Origin of the sequence: Cohnella nanjingensis (genome assembly GCF_014212125.1) — a bacterium.
GTDB classification, from domain to species: domain Bacteria; phylum Bacillota; class Bacilli; order Paenibacillales; family Paenibacillaceae; genus Cohnella; species Cohnella nanjingensis.
The window spans coordinates 1-20,391 of the sequence record NZ_JACJVP010000086.1 but is presented as its reverse complement, the minus strand read 5'-3'; the positions used below and the strand labels follow the sequence as shown (position 1 = coordinate 20,391).

19 protein-coding genes are annotated in these 20,391 nt (G+C 61.8%); 5 read left to right on the top strand and 14 right to left on the bottom strand.

Going from position 1 to position 20,391, the window contains the following annotated elements:
• A partial coding sequence (locus tag H7C19_RS33600; RefSeq protein WP_185673454.1) for a DNA polymerase III subunit alpha occupies positions 1–3,265 on the bottom strand: 3,265 nt, incomplete at its 3' end.
• Between the two features lie 96 nt (positions 3,266–3,361).
• On the opposite strand from H7C19_RS33600, the gene H7C19_RS33595 reads away from it, so the two are divergent.
• The 3 genes from H7C19_RS33595 to H7C19_RS33585 all read left to right on the top strand — a co-directional run bounded on the left by H7C19_RS33595 (position 3,362) and on the right by H7C19_RS33585 (position 4,583).
• Positions 3,362–3,691 (top strand): YtrH family sporulation protein, encoded by a 330-nt coding sequence (locus H7C19_RS33595; RefSeq protein WP_185673453.1) that lies wholly within the window; start codon positions 3,362–3,364, stop codon positions 3,689–3,691.
• Positions 3,692–3,697: 6 nt separating this feature from the next.
• Positions 3,698–4,201: a sporulation membrane protein YtrI gene (locus H7C19_RS33590; RefSeq protein WP_185673452.1), complete on the top strand. Its 504-nt coding sequence runs from the start codon at positions 3,698–3,700 to the stop codon at positions 4,199–4,201.
• Positions 4,202–4,268: 67 nt separating this feature from the next.
• A complete protein-coding gene (locus tag H7C19_RS33585; protein WP_376775476.1) occupies positions 4,269–4,583 on the top strand; it encodes a YtpI family protein in 315 nt (104 codons plus the stop codon).
• On the opposite strand, the gene H7C19_RS33580 is transcribed toward H7C19_RS33585, so the two are convergent.
• On the bottom strand, positions 4,555–5,898 hold the full coding sequence (locus H7C19_RS33580) for a DRTGG domain-containing protein (RefSeq protein ID WP_185673450.1): 1,344 nt from the start codon (positions 5,896–5,898) through the stop codon (positions 4,555–4,557). The genes H7C19_RS33585 and H7C19_RS33580 overlap by 29 nt on opposite strands.
• Positions 5,899–6,142: 244 nt before the next feature.
• On the opposite strand from H7C19_RS33580, the gene H7C19_RS33575 reads away from it, so the two are divergent.
• The gene (locus tag H7C19_RS33575) at positions 6,143–7,426 is read left to right on the top strand and encodes a sensor histidine kinase (RefSeq protein WP_221469617.1); all 1,284 of its coding nucleotides are present in this window, start codon (positions 6,143–6,145) and stop codon (positions 7,424–7,426) included.
• A gap of 242 nt (positions 7,427–7,668) precedes the next feature.
• On the opposite strand, the gene H7C19_RS33570 is transcribed toward H7C19_RS33575, so the two are convergent.
• The 5 genes from H7C19_RS33570 to H7C19_RS33550 form a co-directional block, all read right to left on the bottom strand.
• The gene (locus H7C19_RS33570) at positions 7,669–8,256 is read right to left on the bottom strand and encodes a hypothetical protein (protein WP_185673448.1); all 588 of its coding nucleotides are present in this window, start codon (positions 8,254–8,256) and stop codon (positions 7,669–7,671) included.
• A gap of 605 nt (positions 8,257–8,861) precedes the next feature.
• On the bottom strand, positions 8,862–10,664 hold the full coding sequence (locus H7C19_RS33565) for an ABC transporter ATP-binding protein (RefSeq protein ID WP_246470192.1): 1,803 nt from the start codon (positions 10,662–10,664) through the stop codon (positions 8,862–8,864).
• 429 nt (positions 10,665–11,093) lie between these two features.
• Positions 11,094–11,318, bottom strand: a complete 225-nt coding sequence (locus H7C19_RS33560) for a helix-turn-helix domain-containing protein (protein ID WP_185673447.1) — start codon at positions 11,316–11,318, stop codon at positions 11,094–11,096.
• Between the two features lie 389 nt (positions 11,319–11,707).
• Entirely contained in the window at positions 11,708–12,019 is a 312-nt protein-coding gene (locus H7C19_RS33555; protein WP_185673446.1) for a hypothetical protein, read from the bottom strand.
• Positions 12,020–12,155: 136 nt separating this feature from the next.
• The gene (locus tag H7C19_RS33550) at positions 12,156–12,893 is read right to left on the bottom strand and encodes a YhcN/YlaJ family sporulation lipoprotein (RefSeq protein WP_185673445.1); all 738 of its coding nucleotides are present in this window, start codon (positions 12,891–12,893) and stop codon (positions 12,156–12,158) included.
• A gap of 204 nt (positions 12,894–13,097) precedes the next feature.
• Between H7C19_RS33550 and H7C19_RS33545 the strand changes: the two genes are divergently transcribed.
• Complete coding sequence (locus H7C19_RS33545; RefSeq protein ID WP_185673444.1) at positions 13,098–14,105, top strand: ketoacyl-ACP synthase III; 1,008 nt, start codon at positions 13,098–13,100, stop codon at positions 14,103–14,105.
• 203 nt (positions 14,106–14,308) lie between these two features.
• Here H7C19_RS33545 and H7C19_RS33540 read toward each other — a convergent pair whose 3' ends face one another.
• The 7 genes from H7C19_RS33540 to H7C19_RS33515 form a co-directional block, all read right to left on the bottom strand.
• Positions 14,309–14,584 (bottom strand): hypothetical protein, encoded by a 276-nt coding sequence (locus H7C19_RS33540; protein WP_185673443.1) that lies wholly within the window; start codon positions 14,582–14,584, stop codon positions 14,309–14,311.
• Between the two features lie 146 nt (positions 14,585–14,730).
• On the bottom strand, positions 14,731–14,952 hold the full coding sequence (locus H7C19_RS34530) for a hypothetical protein (RefSeq protein WP_221469616.1): 222 nt from the start codon (positions 14,950–14,952) through the stop codon (positions 14,731–14,733).
• Positions 14,953–15,071: 119 nt separating this feature from the next.
• Entirely contained in the window at positions 15,072–16,448 is a 1,377-nt protein-coding gene (locus H7C19_RS33535; protein ID WP_185673442.1) for a glycosyltransferase family 2 protein, read from the bottom strand.
• A gap of 81 nt (positions 16,449–16,529) precedes the next feature.
• Positions 16,530–17,267, bottom strand: coding sequence for a glycosyltransferase family 2 protein (locus tag H7C19_RS33530; RefSeq protein ID WP_185673441.1), 738 nt, complete (start codon positions 17,265–17,267; stop codon positions 16,530–16,532).
• Complete coding sequence (locus H7C19_RS33525) at positions 17,233–18,102, bottom strand: family 2 glycosyl transferase (protein ID WP_221469615.1); 870 nt, start codon at positions 18,100–18,102, stop codon at positions 17,233–17,235. Before H7C19_RS33525 ends, H7C19_RS33530 begins: the two co-directional genes overlap by 35 nt.
• Positions 18,103–18,388: 286 nt before the next feature.
• A complete protein-coding gene (locus tag H7C19_RS33520; protein WP_185673439.1) occupies positions 18,389–19,252 on the bottom strand; it encodes a glycosyltransferase family 2 protein in 864 nt (287 codons plus the stop codon).
• Between the two features lie 233 nt (positions 19,253–19,485).
• A partial coding sequence (locus tag H7C19_RS33515) for a WIAG-tail domain (protein ID WP_185673438.1) occupies positions 19,486–20,391 on the bottom strand: 906 nt, incomplete at its 5' end.

Genomic DNA, 20,391 nt, shown 5'->3' with positions numbered 1-20,391 from the left:
GCGGCGCGCCGCGGGACGGCGCCCGGCGCATCCGCGCCGCCTGCTGCGCGAGATCCTCCGCCGATAGCGGCACGAGATCGTCCGCCAGCAGCTTGAAGTCCTCGTCGCCTTGCTGCAGCTTCGCGCGGACGAGGACGAGCGCGCCCTTGCCGGCGAAGGCGGCGGCCGTCTTCCACACGGTCGGGAACACGACCAGCTCCGCGCCCATGATCCGGTCCTCCAGCTCGAGGAACGCCATCGCCTGGCCGTTTTTCGTCACGATCGGCTTCACGGAGACGACCATCCCGGCCGTCAGCACGGTCGCGCCGTCCTCCGCCTCCGCCAGATCCATCAGCCGATCCAGACGCAGCGACTCCCAGAGCTCGTCGTAGGCGTCCAGCGGATGGCCGGACAGATACAGGCCGAGCAGCTCCCGCTCCAGCTCCAGCGTCTGACTCGCGGTGAACGGCGACACCTCGGGCAGGTCTACGTTCCAGTTCGGAGACTCCCCGAGATCGAACAGCTCGAGCTGCAGCTCCTCGCGCTCCTTGCGCCACGCGGCGGCCGCCTCGACCGCCTCGTCGAGCGCGGCGAGCAGTTGGGAGCGGTGCCCGGGCAGCGAATCCATCGCGCCCGCGAGCAGCAGCGACTCGAGCACCCGCTTGTTGCACACGCGGGGATCGATGCGCCGGCACAGGTCCGTCAGGCCGTCGAACGGCCGCTCGGCGCGCTCGCGCAGCAGGCTGTCGATCGCCTGCGTGCCCACGTTCTTGACGGCGGCGAGGCCGAAGCGGATGGCGCCGGCGGCGCCCGTCCCGTCTCCCGCCTCGCCGGTCCGGCGCACCGGCGTGAACAGCACGCCGCTCTCGCCCACGTCCGGCGGCAGCACCGCGATGCCCATGCGCCGGCATTCGTCGACGTATTCGGCCGTCTTGCGCTGGTTGCCGATGACGGCGGTCAGCATCGACGCCATGAAGGCCACCGGATGGTGCGCCTTCAGATAGGCCGTCTGGAACGCAAGCACCGCGTAGGCTGCGCCGTGCGCGCGGCAGTAGCCGTAGTCCGCAAAGCGGACGATCATGTCATAGACGCGGTTGGCCACGTCCTCGGCATAGCCCTGTCCGAGGCTGCCCCGGACGAAGTGCGCGCGCTGCTCGTCCAGCACCTCGCGCTTTTTCTTGCCGACCGCGCGCCGGAGCAAGTCCGCCTCGCCCAGCGTGAAGCCGGCCATCGTCGAAGCGATCTGCATGATCTGTTCCTGGTAGACGATGATGCCGTATGTGTCTTCCAGGATCGGAGTCAACGACGGATGCGGATATTCCGCCGCCACCTCGCCGTGCATCGCCTTGATGAACTGCGGGATGAACTCCATCGGGCCGGGCCGGTAGAGCGAGATGACCGAGATGATGTCTTCGAACGAGGCGGGCTTCATCTCCCGCAGCACGCGCCGCATGCCCGAGGATTCGAGCTGGAAGATGCCCGTCGTGTCGCCCCGGCCCATCAGCTCGTAAGTCGCCGGGTCGTCGTAGGGGATCTCCGCCCAATCGAGCGCCCGCCCCGTCTCCTCGCGGACGGCGGCCATCGCCCGCTCGATGATGGACAGCGTGCGCAGGCCGAGGAAGTCCATCTTCAGCAGGCCGACCGCTTCGAGATTCTCCATCGAATATTGCGTGAGCGGTACGCCTTCGGAGCCTTCCTGCAGCGGCACGTAGTCCGTCAGGGGCTCGGAGGAGATGACGACGCCGGCCGCGTGCGTCGACGCGTGCCTCGGCATCCCTTCCGCGCGCCGGGCCATCGCGATGAGCGTCGCCGATGCCCCGCCCTTCTCGGCCAGCGCGCGGAATTCGGCGTTCTCCTTCATCGCGCGGTCGATCGACATGCCCGGCATGCCCGGGATGAGCTTCGCCGCCTTGTCCACCTCGCCGTAGGGGACGTTCATGACGCGGCCGACGTCCCGCACCGCCGCCCGGGCCGCGAGCGTCCCGAACGTGATGACCTGGGCGACGTGTTCGGCGCCGTACTTGTCCGCGACGTAGCGGATGACTTCGTCGCGCCGCTCGTCGCTGAAGTCGATATCGATATCGGGCATCGTGACCCGCTCGGGATTCAGGAACCGCTCGAACAGCAGCTTGTGCTTCAGCGGATCGACGTCCGTGATGCGCAGCGCGTAGGCCACGAGACTGCCCGCGGCGGACCCCCGCCCCGGCCCCGTCGCGATGCCCTGCTCGTGCGCGAAGCGGATGAAGTCCCAGACGATGAGGAAGTAGTCGTCGAAGCCCATCCGCCCGATGACGCCGAGCTCGTAGCGCAGCCGCTCCCCCGCAGCCTTTATGAATTCCTCGTCCTCCGTCCCGCCGTAGCGGGCGGTCAGCCCTTCTTCGCACAGCCGGGCCAGGTAGGCCCCGGCCGTCAGCCCTTCCGGCAGCGGCGCGAACCGCGGCAGAATATGCCGGTCGAAGTCGATCTCGAGGTTGCAGCGCTCCGCGATCTTGACCGTGTTCGACACGGCTTCCGGCCGATGGCGGAACAGCGCCTCCATCTGCTCCCCGCTCTTCAGGTAGAGCTGGGTCGTGTCGATCTTGAGCCGGTCCTCGTCCTCCAGCGTCTTCCCGGTGCCGATGCAGATGAGCACGTCCTGCAGGGCGTGGTCTTCCTCGGCCAGGTAGTGCGAATCGTTCGTCGCGACGAGCGGGATGCCGGTCTCGTCGGCAAGACGGAGCACGGCGGCCGCCACCTTTTTCTGCTCCAGCACGCCATGGTCCTGAATCTCCAGGAAGTAGTCCTCCCCGAACAGCTCGCGGTAGCGCAGCGCCGTCTCGCGCGCCTCCGGGTACCGGTCGTGGAGCAGATGCTGGGACAGCTCGCTGCTCAGGCATCCGCTCAGGCAGATCAGCCCCTCCGCATGGAGGGAAAGCGCCTCGAAGTCGATCCGGGGCTTATAATGGAAACCTTCCAGATGGCCGATCGAGCTCAGCTTCATGAGATTGCGGTAGCCGGTCTCGTTCTTCGCCAGCAAAGTCAAATGAAAAATGGGCTGGTCCCGGCGCGACGCCTTCTCGCGGCGCGATCCTGCCGTGATATAAGCCTCCATGCCGACGATCGGCTTGATGCCGCGCTCCCGGCACGCTTTGTAGAACGGGATCGCCCCGTACATGACGCCGTGGTCGGTCAGGGCGAGCGCTAGCATCCCGAGCTCGGCGGCCTTCGCCGTCATCTCCTTGATGCGCGACGCGCCGTCCAGCAAGCTGTATTCGCTATGAACGTGCAAATGGACGAAACCGCACATGCCGCATCCCTCTTTTTCCCCGCGTACTCTGATCTATTAATTGTATCATAAGGCGCTAGGCACGTCCCATACATATGAGAGTGGAGGGGATGGGACATGGGGAACAAGTTCTACGTGCAGGCGATTCTCGATTTCTTCATCGCGTTCGGCGTCGTGCTCGGCGGTTCGATGCTGGCCGGCATGGCCGCGCTGTTCCTCTGGCGCCCGCCGGCGGAGACGGTGCTGGATATCGCGGGCCGCATTAAGATATGGGCGGTCGTCGTCGCGATCGGAGGATCGATCGATCCGCTGCGGGTCATCGAGGCGAACGTCATGGTCGGGTACCTGTCGCCGGCGGTTCAACAGATCGGCTACATCCTCTGCGCGTTCCTCGGCGCCCATCTGGCGACGGAGCTCGTCGTCTGGATGTGCCGGAACGCGGGGTAGCCGGCCGTGCGGGTGCCTTCGTTCGAGCGCTACCGCGGCAGCATGCAGGCGATCGCCTTTTTCCTGTGCGGACTGATCGTCGGCGCGGCGGTGTACAGCGCGCTGGTGCTGGACCAGAGCAACCGGATCGTGCAGCAGAATTACGAGCTGAAGGAACAAGTCGAGTTGATCCGGCAGGAGCTGGAGCGGCCGCAGAAGCAGCAGGAGGCCGTCTTCAACAGCCTCGTCCTCTATCTCGTCGACGCGGTCGACAAGACCAAGGACGAGCCGCCGCTCGATACCGTGACGGAGAAAGAGCTGAAGAAGCGTCTGCGGACAGACTTGCAAATCTTCCTCGGCCGCAAGATCTACGACATCGGCTCGGACGCGCAGCTTGCGCGCAGCCTGCTCGAAGGCCGGGTCTATACGGATATCGAGAAAAAGGACTACGTCGTGAGCATCCGGACGGTGCTGGCCGTGGACCGGCGCATGACCATCTGGGTCGAAGTCCGTCCGCTGGTGAGGAAATGAGACGGGGAGTATGGTACAATGAGGGGCAATTCGACCTAGCGAAGCGCTACCAAAGGAGATGCCCGTCTTGTCTACGCTTGAAGCCACTGCGCAGTGGGTGCTGTTCCTCGCGATCCTCGCGAGCTTGATTCTGTCCGTCGTGTTCAGCTATCGTTCGCGCCGCAACGCCGATCAGACGCTGCGCGGCCTGTACGGGGCGCGGATGAACATCTGCATGGGGCTGATGCTGATCTTCCTCGCCATTCTCCAGATGTTCATCTACAGCGGCTCGACCCTGCGCGTCATCGTGGGCGCGCTGTTCCTCGTCCTCGGCATCTTCAACCTGTTCGCCGGCCTCCGCAACCATTCGCACTTCAAGAGGCGTCGATCGTCTGCGCCGTGAGCATGGCCTTGGCCATGACATCCCCATCCTGCATGACCTGAACCTCCACCTTCACGTGCCTCCGGCTCGCCTCGATCATGAGGGGCTGGATCGTCAGCGTCGCGTCGATCGCGATCGCCCGGAGGAAGTACGTGGTCATGTTCTCCAGCATATGCTCCCGCCGGCCGAGCTCGTCTGCCGCCCTGGCGGCGGCTTGCTGCATCAGCATGGTGAGCACGCCCTCGGAGAGCGTGCCGAGCGGTCCCGACATCTGCGGCGTCGCCAGCCCCGTGAAGACGAGGCGGCCCGCTTCGTCGCGCCGTTCGGTGAAGCCCGCCCACATCAAGGCGTCGAACGTCTCTCCGAGCTGCTGCGGACGGTTCGCGAACTGCATCGCCCGCAGCAGCTCGGCGCGGCTGACGACGCCCGTCAGCTTGCGCTGGCGATCCACGACCGGCAGCAGCTCGATCCCTTCGGACACCATCCGGTGCGCCGCGGACGCGATCGGCGTGTTCATCGCGACGGTCATCGGCCGGCGCGTCATCAGCTTGTCGACCGACTGGGTCGCGGCGGATCCGACGACGTCCTTCGACGTGATCATGCCGACGACGCGGTTCCACTCGTCGACGACGGGGAACCGGGAGAAGCCGGTCTCCGCGCTCGTCTTCAGGAAGTCGGCGACGGTGGCCGACTGCTTCAGCGATCCCGTGCGCGCCGACGGCTCCACGAGATCCGCGATCATCATGATCTTGCGCTTGATGAGGCGATCGTACATCGCCCGGTTGATCATCGAAGCGACCGTGAACGTGTCGTGCCGGCACGTCAGAATCGGCAGCTGCCGCTCGTCGGCGAGCTGCTTCACGTCCGCGCCCGTGCCGAAGCCGCCCGTCACGAGCACGCCCGCGCCGTGCGCGAGCGCGATGCGGTGCGCGTTCTCCCGGTTCCCGACGATGAGCAGGCTCCCCGCGTCGATGTAGCCCGCCATCTCGTCCAACTCCATCGCGCCGATGACGAACTTGTGCAGCGTCTTCGACAGCCCTTCCTCCCCGCCCAGCAAGCTCCCCTGTACGATCTCCAGCACCTCCGCGAACGTCAATTGCTCCGGATGGCTGCGCCGCCGCTTGTCCACCCGAACCGTTCCGATCCGCTCTTTCGTGCTGACGTAGCCGATCTGTTCCGCTTCCTTCAGCGCGCGGTAAGCCGTGCCTTCGGACACCTCCCGCTCCTTCGCCATTTGACGCACCGAGATTCTCGTGCCGACGGGCAAGTCCCGGATATATTGCATAAGCTGTTCGTGCTTCGTCAATTCGCCGCCAGTCGTTTCGCTTCCCGCCATGTTCCGCTGCCTCCGTTTGCGTTCAAGCTGGTTTTCTTCCGTTCCGCGTCGCAGTCCTGCCCTTCGGCCGCGCCAGGAAAACTTTTCCTTCCTGATTTCGTCAAAAAACGATACATTTAGACTGTACGTTCTGCGCTCGGCCCGTTCCTTCTATTCTAACGTTTCCGGCGAGGATTCTCCCATGGATTTCTGGTACTTTCATTTTCGCTCGATGATTTTCCTGTCGATTCCGCAGACGATGATTATGATTACTTTAGCACTCGCCTTCTTCGGCGTCGAGTTGCGCCCGGTTTGGAAGCGGAGCGCCGCGTTCGCCTGTCTCGGTTCGCTGCTGACCGAATTCCACGTCCTGTCGGTTCCGGTCGTAGCGGGCCTGCTGATCGGGATCTCCGTCAGCTTCGCATGCATCGTCCTGTTCTATCTCCGGATTCTAGGCTGGGGACGGACGGTCCTGCTCTTCCTCCTCTTCACGTTGATCGGCATCACCTCGGACGCTTCGGTCGTCGCCTTGACCTCAACGCTGTATCCCGTGCATTCCCAGGTCGACCTGATCGTGACCAACTTCTGGGACACGATGTCGGTTTATCTTCCCGTGCTGGCGCTCTACCTGTTGATCGCGCTTCGGCTGAACCGCAGGCCGAGGACGCTGATCGCCCAATTGAAGCGAATTCTCCCGGAATGGAGACGGGACAAGACGCTGCGCGTGCTCGGCCTCTCCGCGTTCCAGGTCATCCTGCTCTGCGCGCTGTTCTTCCTGAAGTTCGACGCCGGACCGACCTCGAAGGAGAGCGCGCAGTGGCTCATCTACGCGCTGCTCGCCGCGACGATCGCCGCTCTGTTCTACACGCTGAAACTCCTGGTCGCCACGAGGGAGCAGGCTGTGCGGTCGACGCAGGCGCTGTACCTGGAGGATATCGACCGGATGTTCACGGCGATCCGCGGTCAGCGTCACGACTTCCTCAACCATGTCCAGATCATCCATTCGATGCTCCAGATGAACAACCAGGCCGAGCTCAAGGCCTATGTCCGGGAGCTCGTCAAGGAGACGCGGGAAATGAGCGATATCGTGAACCATTCGGCGCCCGCGCTGGCCGCGCTCATCCAGGCCAAAGCGACGGCGGCGGTCAACCGGAGCATCGACTTCACCTATGAGCTCCCCGTGGCTTGGGATCAGCTGTCCTCCGTCAAGACGATCGACATCGTCAAGATTATCGGCAACCTGGTGAACAACGCCTTCGACGAGGTGGCCGCGGCCCGGCCGCCGGGCGAGCGCCAGGTGCATGCCGCGATCCGGACGACGCCGGGCGCGATCGAGCTGTCGGTCGTCAACTGCGGGCAGCCGCTCAGCGACGACGTCCGCGCGCAGCTGTTCACGGCCGGGTATACGACCAAGCGGGACGGCCACTCGGGGCTGGGCCTGGCGATCGTTCAAGAGCGCGTGAAGCACTACAACGGCACCATCGACATCCGTTCCACCGCGGAATCGGGCACCGAGTTCCTCATCCGTCTCCCGAACCGCGCATCCTAGCGTCGGCGCTGTACGCGGGCAAGCAACGGCAAAGGCACAAGAGACTGCAGGGTCCGTGACCCCGCAGCCTCTTGCACGTGCTGAAATATTTTGACCGAATGGGCGTTTGACTAGTCCCCCGAAGGATGTTTCGCGTTCTCGCGCGATCTTGGTCCGAATGCAAAAATACGCCCAAGAATAACATCGGATTTCCTAGGGATCCGGCGTCATATTTGGAGGCGCATCTACAAGCTTCTTCAGATTCAGAACAAGATGACCCACACGACGGAGAACAGCACGACGTAGAGGACGATCGCCGAAGTCACGGTGGGGAACGTTAGCTTGCGATCGACTTCGTGAAGCTCCAGGGCTTGAATGACGAGCATCAGCAAGCTTAGCAGCAGCAGGCCGCCCGTCAGCGCGAAAGACAGCTTCAGGGAGATGAAAGCGACAAGCGCCGAGACGAGGTAGCCGAGGCCGAACATGAGCTGCGAAGCGCCTTGGTGGGTGACGACTTCGATCCAGGCCCGCTTGCGCTGTCCGAACCGGTTGCCGACCAGCGTCAGGGCTGCCGCCAGCGCCGCGAGCGACAGCAGGGCGAGCAGCAGGAATTTGAAAGCTGTCCCGAAGCCGTACAGGCTTCCGAGCATGATGCCGGAGAAGAAGGACATGGCGCGATCGATTTGATGCTGGACGGACAGCACCCACAGGAAAAATCCGATAATCGAGAGCCCCGCGCCGGCCACGCCGTACGGGAAGTCTTCCGCGCCCCTGAGCGCCAGTCCCGCCGATGGATTCTTGATCAGCGCGAGCAAGCGCTGGACGTCCAAAGAGAAGTTCTTTGTACCCATGTTCCATCCTCCAAATCATTTGATTTTCTACTGGAATTCGACAAATTCCTGGATTTTCCTGCCGAATGCCGACTTTTGCTCGTATTTAAGGACTGTCGTCACGCGGGAAACCGTTTTAGGGACTATATTACTGATTGCGAGGGGCGACTTTGGCCGGCCATTCGTCTGGTACACGACGCACCTGTGCGCCGCTCTGCCGAATCAGAACCATTTTGCTGGTGATTTTACGAGCGCCGTCTCTATAAGGAAGGTTAGGTTGTCTAAGAAAGTATACTCGAGGAGCGTCGAGGCAGAACTCGCATGCTTAAAAGTGAGGACACGATGTAACCCGATTTTTTCGGGTTGCGCTTCGCGGCGAAGCTTGTTCGCCGGTTGTAACCCGATTTTTTCGGGCTGCGCGTCGCGGCGAGGCCCGTTCGCCGACCGTAACCCGATTTTTTCGGGTTGCGCGTCGCGGCGAGGCCCGTTCGCCTGTTGTAACCCGATATTTTCGGGTTACGCGTCGCGGCGAGGCCGTTCGGCGACTGTCCGCCGCCCTCCCCTCCCTTCCCCAAACGCGAACAGAGGCCGGACGGGATTCTCCCCGTCCGGCCTCTGTCTTGCGCTTACGCTTGCAACTGCTTCAACTGATAGAACTCGCCCTGCTTCGCCATGAGCTCGTCGTACGTGCCGACTTCGACGCAGCGGCCTTGCTTCATGACGACGATCCGGTCGGCGTCGCGGATCGTGGACAGGCGGTGTGCCACGATGAAGGTGGTGCGCCCCTTGATCAGCTCCTGCATCGCCTGCTGCACGAAGTATTCGGACTCGTTGTCGAGCGCCGACGTCGCTTCGTCGAGCAGGATGATCTTCGGATCGCGGATCAGCGCCCGCGCGATGGCGATCCGCTGGCGCTGGCCGCCGGAGAGGCGGCCGCCGTGCTCGCCGATCGCCGTGTCGAGCCCTTGCGGCAACTGCGCGACGACGTCTTGCAGATGCGTCATCCGGACGACTTCGGCGAGCTTCTCGTCGCTGACCGAAGGCAATCCGTAGGTGATGTTCTCGCGGATCGTGCCCGAGAACAGCACCGTGCTCTGATGCACGACCGCCAGCTGCGACCGGTACGACGCCATGTCGAGCTCCTCCATCGGCACCCCGTCGACCGCGACTTGCCCTTCCGACGGCTTGCTGAAGCCGATGACCAGGTTCAGGACGGTCGACTTGCCCGCGCCGGAAGCGCCGACCAGCGCGACGCACTCCCCCGCCTTGACGTTCAGATGGAAGTCGCTCAGCACGTGGCGGTCGGAGTTGTTGTATCCGAAGTGCACGTTCCGGAACGAGAACTCGCCTCTGACGCGCTCCAGCTTCCGCTTGCCTTGATACTCCTCCGTATCCTTGGACAACAGAATCTCCGTGACCGAATAGATCGATTCGAACCCCTTCGCGATGTTCGGATACACGTTGATGAGCTGCGTGATCGAGCCCAGGATCATCGCGAAGTACGATTGGTACAGCACGACGTCCCCGACCGGGATCTCGCCGCGGAAGGCGAGCAGGATCGTGAAGGCGAGGCACAGCACCTGGAACGATTGGAACGTCACCCACGCGGACGATCCGAAGTACGCTTCGACGATATCCAGCTTATAGCCTTTGTTCCGCAGCTTGCTGAGCGTATTGTCGATCTTGGTGATCTCCGTCTGCTCGAGGCCGTGCGCCCGCGTGACCGGCATCATCCCGACCATCTCCGACACTTGCCCGGACATCGATTCGATCTGACGGCGGAAGTCGCTGTTCGACCGGCGGATCTTTTTGCGGAAGAACGTGACCATCGCCACGCCGGCCGGGATCGTGAGCACGAAGAAGGCCGTGACCGACAGGTTCTTGCCGGCCGTGATGACGATCGCCACGATCACGCTGATGACGGCGGGCAAGATCGACAGCATCATCTGCCGAGACAGGAACTCAATGGCCTCTACGTCGCGGAGCACCTTCGACTGCAGCTTGCCCGCGGCAAGCTCCCCGTGCGCCGACATGGACAGCCGCTGAAGCTTTCGTACGAGGGTGCTTCGCAGGCCTGCTTCCACATAGCGGATCGCTTTGCTCATGTAACTGATATGCAGCACCTGCGTCGGGATGTTCTGCACGATCACGGCGAACAGGATCGCGATGTTCCACCACAAGGCGGAGGTGCTGTATTTCTCCGGCTTCGTCGCCATGTTGATCAGGTTGGCCGTGATGATCGGCAGGACGTAGACCGGCGAATGTTTGATCAGGAAATAGAACGTCGACCAGAGAAGCTTCGCCCAATGGTTCCTGTACAGCAAATACAGGATGCGCGCGGGCTTGCGGTCGGTTAGCGACTCGTCCTCGAATAGATGCTCCATGCCGTACGAAACGGCTTCCGCCTTCGGGACGGTTGCGGTACTCATGATGATCTCTCCTCTTAAACGCGCGTTCACAAAACGATAACTTCCTCATTTTCAGGGATAAAGAGGTTTATGTAAACCGTAAATTTGCAGAAAATAAGCCACTCAGCGCCGCGTGGAGCGAATAGGAACGGAAGAGAGAAGGCCGATCTTAGGTTTCCTGCGCGTAATGGCTGAATGAAGCGTTTTCCCGTCATTCCTCCTCCAGACGACTACTGCGTCGTACTGTCCGGCATGCAGAAGCTGCTGGATCGCCGCGTCTACGCTGCGCGGCTATCGCGATATGGACATTCTAAGGAGGACATTCGCTTGAACACCAAGGAATGGCTGTCGCAATACGGGACAAAAACCAAAAAACCTTCTCTCCCGCCCCCTGAACGGAGGCGACAAAGAAGGTCGGTCCCAGTCTTGCCATGCAAGCAGACGACCGGATCAGATCTTTAATTCCCCGAGCTTGATCAGCTCGACAACCGCTTGCGAACGACCTTTGACGTTTAACTTCTGCATCACATTTGATATGTGATTTCTGACAGTTTTTTCGCTAATAAACAATTGCTGGGCAATATCTCGGGTCGTCTTGTCCTGCACCAGCAGTTCAAAGACTTCGCGCTCCCGATTGGTGAGAAGGAATTTGTTCTTGTGGTCGCTGCTCTTCAACGTGTGTCACCCCTCCTTGCCCGGGATTATAATGATTACAAGGTAAAGGGTACAGTCGACTTTATCATATGAAAGACAGCTTATGCTGGTGCGGTTACCCGGTAATTTTGGGCTCGTCGGAAAACCGCTCCGGTTACTCTGCCAAGGATTGTCCAGCGTCTTGAGGATCGCGTCCAGTTTCCTTGCCGTTTCCTCCGGCTCGCTCTTCCTTAAATGTCCCGGAGTGCCCTTCCCCGCTCTCGCATAGCGGTAAGCGCGAATCCGGCCGTCTTCCGTCTCTCGCTCGATCTCGAACAACACGTCGTCCCACGCCGGCGGATGGTTCAGCAATGTAGTGGTCAGCACAATATATGCATCTGGGTATGCCTCTCGCAACCGCTTCAGCACGTCTAGGTACGCGGCTTTCCAACGAATTTTGGCCGGCTCGTCCCGTTCGATGTCCGGATATGCGTGACGAGACCGATCGTATCCGGATTGCAGGTGTAACCGTAGCCGTCTAGAAGGGACAACCCGCCCATGCCGTTGTTGTGCGCCTCTGCGCCTACCATGCGGGCGAGAATATGGCCGTAGGTCTGGCCAGCCGCTGCAATACTCTCCGTTGTGCGAAGCCGGATCCTTCTTCCCTTCGTAGCCGTACGCCTCGGACAGTTCGCCCGCATCGCCCGTTCCGGATCTCCGTCGATCAAGCAGCCGATGTACATCGCTCTTCCTTCCCCGTCAAGAAGTTCCGCTCCTTTTGGTCACAAAAATGCAACCCAAAAAACCCTCAAGCGATCCTGAAATCGCTCAAGGGTTTGATCTTGCGAAGAATTCGGCAAGGGTCCACGATGGTCAGCCCTAGCGCATGCTTCTCTTCACGTCGTTGGTCGTGCCGATCCCCGTGCCAGCGATTCCGTTCGTCCGGTGATGCGTGCCGGCCGATTCCGGGAAAATGCGGTTCACCAGCGCGTTGAATTCGGTGACGAAGCCTTGGATCGGGTGGCCTTCGCTCACCGACGTCGCGTAGTTCTGCATCCGGCCGTAGAGGTCCGGGTTAGCCGATACGTAGACGTTGTTGACGGACGGCGACATCGCCTTGACGGCGTCTGCCACTTCGTTCTTCACCTTGTCCGAGAGCGCGCTGGGCTCCTGGGTCGCCGTCATATGGCCATATTGACCGGTCGTACCCGTGCTCATCCGCTTGTGCAACGAAGGCGCCCCGTGCGTGGTCGTGCTCTTGGCCGACAGACCTCCGTCTCCGGCGGCATGGCCTTCCGTAACGATGGAGACATAGGCATTGTTGTTGGTCAACATCACATAGGCGGACTTAATGTCCGGTCTGGCAGCCAGCTTGTCGGCAATCTTCTGGCTCAGCTCGAGATGGGTATTGTCGTGGTACCCGACGACGTTGTTGTTCGTCTGCTGGTTGCCATGGATCCGGTTCATCTCGTTCATGCCGTCGTTCGCGAACCGGTTGTTATGCAAGCTCTGGGACCGGATATTCTTGTTGCCCATATCGCCTTGATTGCTCGCGCAGCCCGACAGGGCCAGAGCGGCTGTCAGGAGTACGCTGGATACGACAGCAGTTTTGCGCATGTAGCGAAATTCCCCCTTGGATAGATGAATTCGGCGGTCTTGCGCCAACCATTAGGGTGGCCGAAGGCGTCGCTTTCTATGTGAATAAAGAGGGGGGTTGACACTAACACTTTTTAGGACTACGATGATTTTAGAATCTGGTACTAATACCTGATATTAAGTTTTTTACTTGCCCAAACTTTTGAAAATAAAGGAGACGTTCCGATGACATCCAACTTGCAGCCTGCTGCCCGATTTGTCTCTGCGGCAGCCATTACCGCGATCGGCAGCTATGTCCCCGAAGCCCGATTGACGAACGACGACCTGTCCCGGATGGTCGATACGAACGATGAGTGGATCGTTCGCCGGACGGGCATCTATGAGCGCCGGATCGCGGCTTCGGATGAATTCTCCAGCGATCTGGCCATCCGTGCCGTTCGCGACCTGCTGGACCGGTATCCGACCGATGCGGGAGATATCGACGGCATTATCGTCGCGACGACGACGCCCGACACCCCCTTCCCTTCGGTCGCTTCCTACGTGCAACGGGCTTTTGGCATCCGGGCGAGCCTTGCCTTCGATTTGAACGCGGCGTGCGCGGGATTCGTATCGGCGCTGCAGACGGCCGGCGGTCTGCTGCTCACCGGCGCCTATCGCAAGATTCTCGTGATCGGCGTCGAGACGCTCTCAAAGATCACGAACTATGAAGATCGTTCCACGTGCATTCTGTTCGGGGACGGCGCCGGTGCGGTGCTCGTTGAGCGGGCGGAGGAGGGCCATTTCTTGGCTTCCCACGCAGCTACCGACGGTGAAGGCGGCATCCATGTCTATGCCAGCGGACTATCGCGGCAATGGAACGGCAAGCCGCTCGAAGGCGAAGGTCGGATCGTGCAGAATGGGCGCGAAGTGTACAAATGGGCGGTATCCACGGTCCCCGTCGGCGTACGACGTCTGTTGGAAAATGCCGGTCTGGCGATCGATCAGCTCGACTGGTTCGTCCCCCATAGCGCGAATCTGAGAATGATCGAAGCCATGTGCGAGCGGCTTGACTTTCCTTATGAGCAGGCGCTACACAGCGCGACGTATTATGGCAATACGTCTTCCGCTTCGATCCCGCTCGCACTCGATCTGGCCGTACGGGACGGCCGCCTCGTCGCCGGCCAGCGCGTCGCGCTATACGGATTCGGCAGCGGACTGACCCAGGCCGGACTGCTGCTTCGCTGGACGATCTAATTCCGTCGCGCCTTTGGTTAGCATCAACATTCCTTTTTACGACTGCCGGTTTGTCGATCAGGCGATCAACTGGCGAATCTCGAATCGTCTCCTGGAGAAGGGGTTGGGACGCGGGGGGAACCCATCAAAAAAAGGATGGAGACCGTCTCCACCCTCGCTGTCGAACGCCGATATTCGCCAGACTTCGGTCGTGCTCGCGATCGTTAGACCTGCTGCTCGTACGCCAGTTGGTGTCCGTCCTCGAACCCCTTCGCGAAGCCGGCGTTATACCCCTTGTTGTAGGCAGCATTGAACCCCTTGGCATAATTGCCGGACGATCTTCTCGCCGGACGCCGCCGCGCCGCGCGTCTACTTCTGCTTGACGGAGACTTCTTGGCGCCGGCCGCGCTCCGCCGCTCCGCCGGCCCGGCGGAGCGGCGCTTGCGGAAGGCCCGGCGCTTCTTCTCCTTGCGCAGCGCAGACAGACTAATCTCGCTCATCGGAATCCTCCTACGCTCGTCGTTTGTGCTCGCTCCTGCAAGCAGCCTGACTCGCCACCCATGGAGGAGCGGGTCTCCCTCGCTTGGGACCTCCGCCTAGGCCACTTTATGAACCCCTATGAGCAAACAGTGCCGCAAGGCAGCCGTTATTCATCGTCCGGGATATCCGCCGCTTTCACCTCGGACTTGAATCGTCTCTTGTCTTTTGGCGTCCAAGATCCGCGCAGATATTGACGTGAATGAGAAGAATGGACAACGATCTGCGTTAACAAATCCTGCATGCCGACTGCCTCCATCCCTTGTCTACAGCGCGCTGTCGAAGCTCCTACAGCATATGCCGTCTCTGCCCGCTTGCCACCGATCAGCAAGCGGGATCGCCCTTCGTTTTTGTTTCCTGCTCGCCCGATTCCGCTGCCGCCTCGATGCGCTCCCTGCCTCACGAAGAAGCAGTCCGAGCACAAGCGCCCGGACTGCTTCTTCCTTGCGGCTACAACACTTGGCGCAAGAGCGGCGGCGCGACGATCGGCAGGCCCGGTTCCCACTCCGCGAGCTTCTCCGCCTGGAGGACCGTCCGCTTCTTCTGATGCAGGTTCCAGCCTTCCATCGCGGCCGGTCCGACAATGCGTCTTGCGCGTCCGTCTTCGAGATGATACAGCGTACCGTCGGGCAGCGCGACGACATCCGCCGAATCGCGTTCCCCTCCGAGCCAGAGCCGCTCGGCTTCCGCGGCCGTGATCGGCTCCCCGAGCGGCCACTGCTTCAGATCGGTCTGCGATACCCGGACGGCTTGGAACGATAACACGCCCTCCACCGGCCTTCGCTCGCCACGATCGATCCAGTAGACGCCGGCGCCGATGCCCTGCACGGCGATCCGGCTCGGGAACAGCGAGACCATGCCCTTCAGCCCTTCGGGGGAGCGGGAGAGATAGAGATGCGTCTGATGGATCCACTCGTTCCACAGATGCCATTTATCCAGGAAGTATCGCTCGTTCTGCTCGTTGATCGAAATGAACCGGTCTCCGAGCGCTTTGATGCTCGGGCTGCCGAAGTGATGGATGAACGTATCGGCGGCGACCACCAGGCTCTTGCCCAGCAAGCGCACCCGGATGTTGTAGTCGTCGTCCTCGAAGCTGCCGAACACGAATCTCTCGTCGAAGTAGCCGACCTGCTGAAACAGCTCCCTGCGAAACAGCAGGCAGAATCCGACCAGCCGGTCCGTGCGGTGCCATAGCGCCGCGTTCGACACGTTGAACGACTTCGCGAAAGCGGGCATCTCCCCGATATCGCTGTATGGAACCTTGATCTGCTGATCGCCGCTGCTGTAGTTGGTTACCGGACCGACCATGCCGATGCGTTCGTCGCTATGCAGACAGACGAGCAAGTTGTCGAGCCAATTCTCGGTGACGAGCGTATCGGTGTTGAGGAGCAGCAGCGTCTGGCCCTTGGCCATCATGAGACCCGCGTTAATCGCGCCGGCGAAGCCCCGATTCTGATCCAGCACGCGATACCTCACCGTACCGCCCAGCTTCCGCAGGTAGTCGGCCGTTCCGTCCGTCGACGCGTTGTCGACGACGATCATCTCGTAGGGCCGATCCGTATTGTCCATGATGCTTCCCAAGCATTGCTTAAGCAGCTCCAGTTGATTGTACGTCGGGATGATAATGCTCGTGCCTTCGAATAACGTATCGTAGCCCTGAAGGCCGAACTGCACTCCTTCGCGGTATCCGTTGGCGTAGCCGTTTTGGAATTGCGCATGAGCAGGCGCATGCCGGCGGGCACGCTTTACCGGCCGGCGCGAGAAGCCCAGGGTACGCGAAGGGCGCCCCCTTCTTCCGCGCCGGGCCGACGAACGCCCAATCCCCATGACGATCACCTCCCCTTCAGCGGCTTCAGTCTCGTTCCGGTGCCGCCAGCCAGTATGACTGCCTTCAAAACAAAACCTTCCTTAAATAAAGACATGCGGATCAAGGTGCCATTTGTCCAAAAACAACTGATAATTCCGTTCGACGAGCTGCCGTTGCGCAATCGGATCCTTGCGGAAGGTCGCGCTGCCCTCGTGATGGATCAAGGCGTCGGGGCAGATGAGCAGACCGAATCCGTGCAGCCTTGCCCGCAGACAATAATCGTCGTCCTCGTAATGTCCCGGCGAGAACCGCTCGTCGAGCAGTCCGATCGCCTCCATCAGTTCGCGGCGGAACACGAGGCATAACCCGACGACACGCTCCACCCGTCGCCATTTCTTCGGAGTCGAGACGTTGACGCGAGCGGCGATCCGCTGGAATTCGTCCAGATCGACGTAGGGATAGTGCACCTGCTGCTTGCCGCTGACATAGTTGCACACGGGACCGACAATTCCGATGGATGGCTCGCTATACAAGGCGGTCATGAGATTGGACAACCATCGCGAGGAGACGATCGTATCGTTGTTGAGCAGCACGATCGTATCTCCCGAAGCGAGCCGCATGCCTTTGTTGCAGGCTATGGGGAACCCCTCGTTGCGCGGAAGGGAGACCAAAGCCAGCTTCTCCCGCCTGCACCAATCCGCCGTCCCGTCGGTCGACCCGTCGTCGACGACGATCACTTCGTAATCTACGTCCGTCGTATGCTTACGGATCGAGGCCACGCATGCTTGCAGCAGATCGAGTCGGTTATAGGACGGGATAAGGATGGATGCCCGTGTCATGAACCACTCCCCCTACGACGCTTCGATTGCGCACTTTATCTTGATAATGCAGGCGCGGCCCCTTCGCGGTTATCGCTTCCCGCCACGCCTCCGCATGATCGCCGGCCGCCAGCTCTTCGGCCGTCGCCGTCCGGGGGGTCCTTCCCCCTATGCCGACCTTCAACCCTTTGACCAAGAGCGCCGCATGCGCTCTAGGCGGCACAGCCAAAACCGACGCGCCGACCGCATCCAGCGCGGTCCGCGATAGGGCGAACGGCAAGGCGTCGAGCGAATTCGTCTTTAGATCCGGCCGCCCGAGCGACATATTCAGGAACTCCTTCATCCAAGGCACTTCGCCCCGTTGATGGAACAATCTATCCCGCGACGCGCAATCGTTCAGTGCGGCGTCCATGCCGCCGTCACAGCGCCAGAGGAACGAAGCCAACGCTACCGCCGGTACCGGCATGCTGCCGTCCGCGAACAGTACGATGTCCTCCCCTGTCAGCTTAGCGCCCAGCGCCCGTCCGATGCCGGGATCAAGCGTCTGCGGCACATGCGTCACCACGGCGTTCGGATGCTGCCTAGCCGCAAACCATAGCGCCTCCGGCGCTTCGCCGAGCACGACGACGATCTCTTCCAAGGGCAAAGCGGACAATTGCTCCAGCGTCGACCGCAGCGCGTCGGGATCCGATCCCGCGCTGACGACCGCAGCGGCTCGGCCGCGCAAGGCGAGCGGCATGAGCGCGACCGCTAGCCCCGATCCATCCCGGATCCCTCGCGCGAAGGCCAAGCCGGCAGACCGCCAAGCGGGCCAATCCAGCGCGCGGATGCCGGCCGCGCCTGCTTGCGCCTTCACCGACCACTGCCGCTGGGCATAGTCGCGAAGCGCCTCCTTCGTGCCATGCGGATGCTCGCTGCGCCAGGCCGCGCCGATCCTAGCCCCCTCCTGGCGCCACCGAAGGACGCTGAGGGAGGATGTCTTGGTCCGGCGACCGCGGGGCGCGGACCGGGTCCCTCTACTTCCGCCCCACCGGGCACGACGTCTCTGGAGCGGACTTCCCCGGGAGGCTGAGTCATGAGCGGATCGGTGTCGCTTCGTCCGCTTCGCTCTGCCGGTCATCTTCAATCGGATGGCCATCTCCTTACCTCACCCTCCATCGATGCCGGTTGCCGTCTTCATACCCGCCGCGATCATTCGTGTTGCGCAGCCACCAATGGATAGCTTCCACATGGTCGCCGACGATCAGCGGCTTCAGGGAGCTCGTGCGTTCGCGACTTGTGCGCAGCGGATTCAGTTGTCCGACGTTCACTCGCTTCACTCGCTTCACCGTCAAGCCGGCATGAACGGCCATCGTATGCGCCATAGGGGGCACCGACAGCGATGCCGCCCCGATCGTTTCGAGCGCGCGGCGGCTTATCGCATGCGGAACGGCGGTCATCGACGCGCCCGCCAGATCGGGACGTCCGAGCAGCGCGTTCAGCGCATGCTTCGCCAGGACAACACCATGGACGGACGCACGGCGCGTCGGCCCGGAATAGTCGTTCAGCGCGACGTCGACGCCCTGCCCTATCGCATCGGTGAAGCTGCGCAGCTTCTCGGCCGGAATCACCATATCCGCGTCGATGAACAGCAGGATGTTGCCGGAAGCCTCCTGGGCGCCGATCGAACGGCCCACGTCATGGCCGAGCGGACGATCGAATACCAGCACGCGCGCGCCGCTCCGCCTTGCGATCTCCAGGGAGCCGTCCGTCGAGCCGTTGACGACCGCAATCACCTCCGTTCGGGTATGAATGCGAGCGGCCTCCCGCAGGACGCGGGCCAGCGTGCGCTTTTCATTCATGACAGGTACTATGACCGATACGCGGGGCGCGAACCGCGGCGACGCATCCTGTTCCGGGTGCATCGTCGGCTCGGACAGACGCGGCGGTATTAGCGCTTCGCCAGTCCGCCGATGCGCCCGATAGGCAGACGTCCGCTTGCGCCTGTTCCCGGCTCTTTTCGTCATGCGTTCTACCCCTCCAAATCGGGCAACGGTTTATATGACATTGTATGTGTAACGTGTCCATGCGCAACGGCATCTGTACGCTAGTGCCGGTGCGGGGAAGGCACGCCAAACAGCCGAAAGCGAACTTTCGGCTGCGCGCAAGTCTATTCCCTTTTCATCTTCATCCGGCAGAAAGGACGCGGCCTCTGCCGGCCGAGACGATCCATCTGATCGATCGTCGCTTAGCGGATCCGTTAACGTACGCCTACCGCAATCCATTGGATAGCGCCTTGGGGAGCGGGAGCGAATCGGATCCGGATGACTTCGAGCACCGCCGTCGTAGCCGTCTTCCCCTTAAGCGCGCAAACACAGGACGGATGATCGGACATAGCGACGATCACATAACCGGCATCTGCGAAAGGCTCGGTGAACTCGACCGTAAGCTCCAGTTGCTCCGCATTGCCGTCGAATTGATACGCCGCATTGCCGAACGCCATCGCCACGCCCGGCATTGAAGCAGCTACCGGCAGCAGCGAGAGGGCCTGCATCTGTTCCGGAACCGCTTCGGCCGAGGATTCCGCCGCCGGTTCGTCGCGTTCGGGGGAGCTGCCGATCCCGGCGATCAGCGCGGCCAGGTCAGGCGACAATTTTTCCGCCGTCACGCTTCCGTCCGCCAGCTTCGACTCGTTCACGCTGCCGTCCGCCAGCTTCGATTCGTTCACGCTGCCATCCGCCAGTTTGGCCGACCCTACGCTCCCGTCCGCTAGTTTGGCGTCCGACACGCTGCCGTCGGCCAGCTTCGATTCGTTCACGCTGCCATCCGCCAGTTTGGCCGACCCTACGCTCCCGTCCGCCAGTTTGGCATCCGACACGCTGCCGTCCGCCAGCTTCGACTCGGTCACGCTGCCATCCGCCAGTTTGGCCGAACCTACGCTCCCGTCCGACAGTTTGGCGTCCGACACGCTGCCGTCCGCCAGCTTCGACTCGTTCACGCTGCCGTCGGCCAAGTGATTCCGCAGGATGGAGCCTTGCAGAATATGCGAGCTGCTCACGCTGCCGAGCGCGAGCTTCTCCAGCGTGACGCTGCCTACCGCCAGTTTCTCCTCGGTTACGCTGCCTCCAGCGAGCCTCGACTCCGTCACGCTGCCGTCGGCCAGCTT

Coding starts and splice junctions, on each gene's coding strand:
- H7C19_RS33565 (WP_246470192.1), bottom strand. CDS start 10,664: ATGAGTACCGCAACCGTCCCGAAGGCGGAAGCCGTTTCGTACGGCATG.
- H7C19_RS33530 (WP_185673441.1), bottom strand. CDS start 17,267: ATGACACGGGCATCCATCCTTATCCCGTCCTATAACCGACTCGATCTG.
- H7C19_RS33595 (WP_185673453.1), top strand. CDS start 3,362: ATGGGGAACAAGTTCTACGTGCAGGCGATTCTCGATTTCTTCATCGCG.
- H7C19_RS33545 (WP_185673444.1), top strand. CDS start 13,098: ATGACATCCAACTTGCAGCCTGCTGCCCGATTTGTCTCTGCGGCAGCC.
- H7C19_RS33540 (WP_185673443.1), bottom strand. CDS start 14,584: ATGAGCGAGATTAGTCTGTCTGCGCTGCGCAAGGAGAAGAAGCGCCGG.
- H7C19_RS33580 (WP_185673450.1), bottom strand. CDS start 5,898: ATGGCGGGAAGCGAAACGACTGGCGGCGAATTGACGAAGCACGAACAG.
- H7C19_RS33550 (WP_185673445.1), bottom strand. CDS start 12,893: ATGCGCAAAACTGCTGTCGTATCCAGCGTACTCCTGACAGCCGCTCTG.
- H7C19_RS33570 (WP_185673448.1), bottom strand. CDS start 8,256: ATGGGTACAAAGAACTTCTCTTTGGACGTCCAGCGCTTGCTCGCGCTG.
- H7C19_RS33520 (WP_185673439.1), bottom strand. CDS start 19,252: ATGACGAAAAGAGCCGGGAACAGGCGCAAGCGGACGTCTGCCTATCGG.
- H7C19_RS33575 (WP_221469617.1), top strand. CDS start 6,143: ATGATTACTTTAGCACTCGCCTTCTTCGGCGTCGAGTTGCGCCCGGTT.
- H7C19_RS33555 (WP_185673446.1), bottom strand. CDS start 12,019: ATGTACATCGGCTGCTTGATCGACGGAGATCCGGAACGGGCGATGCGG.
- H7C19_RS33535 (WP_185673442.1), bottom strand. CDS start 16,448: ATGGGGATTGGGCGTTCGTCGGCCCGGCGCGGAAGAAGGGGGCGCCCT.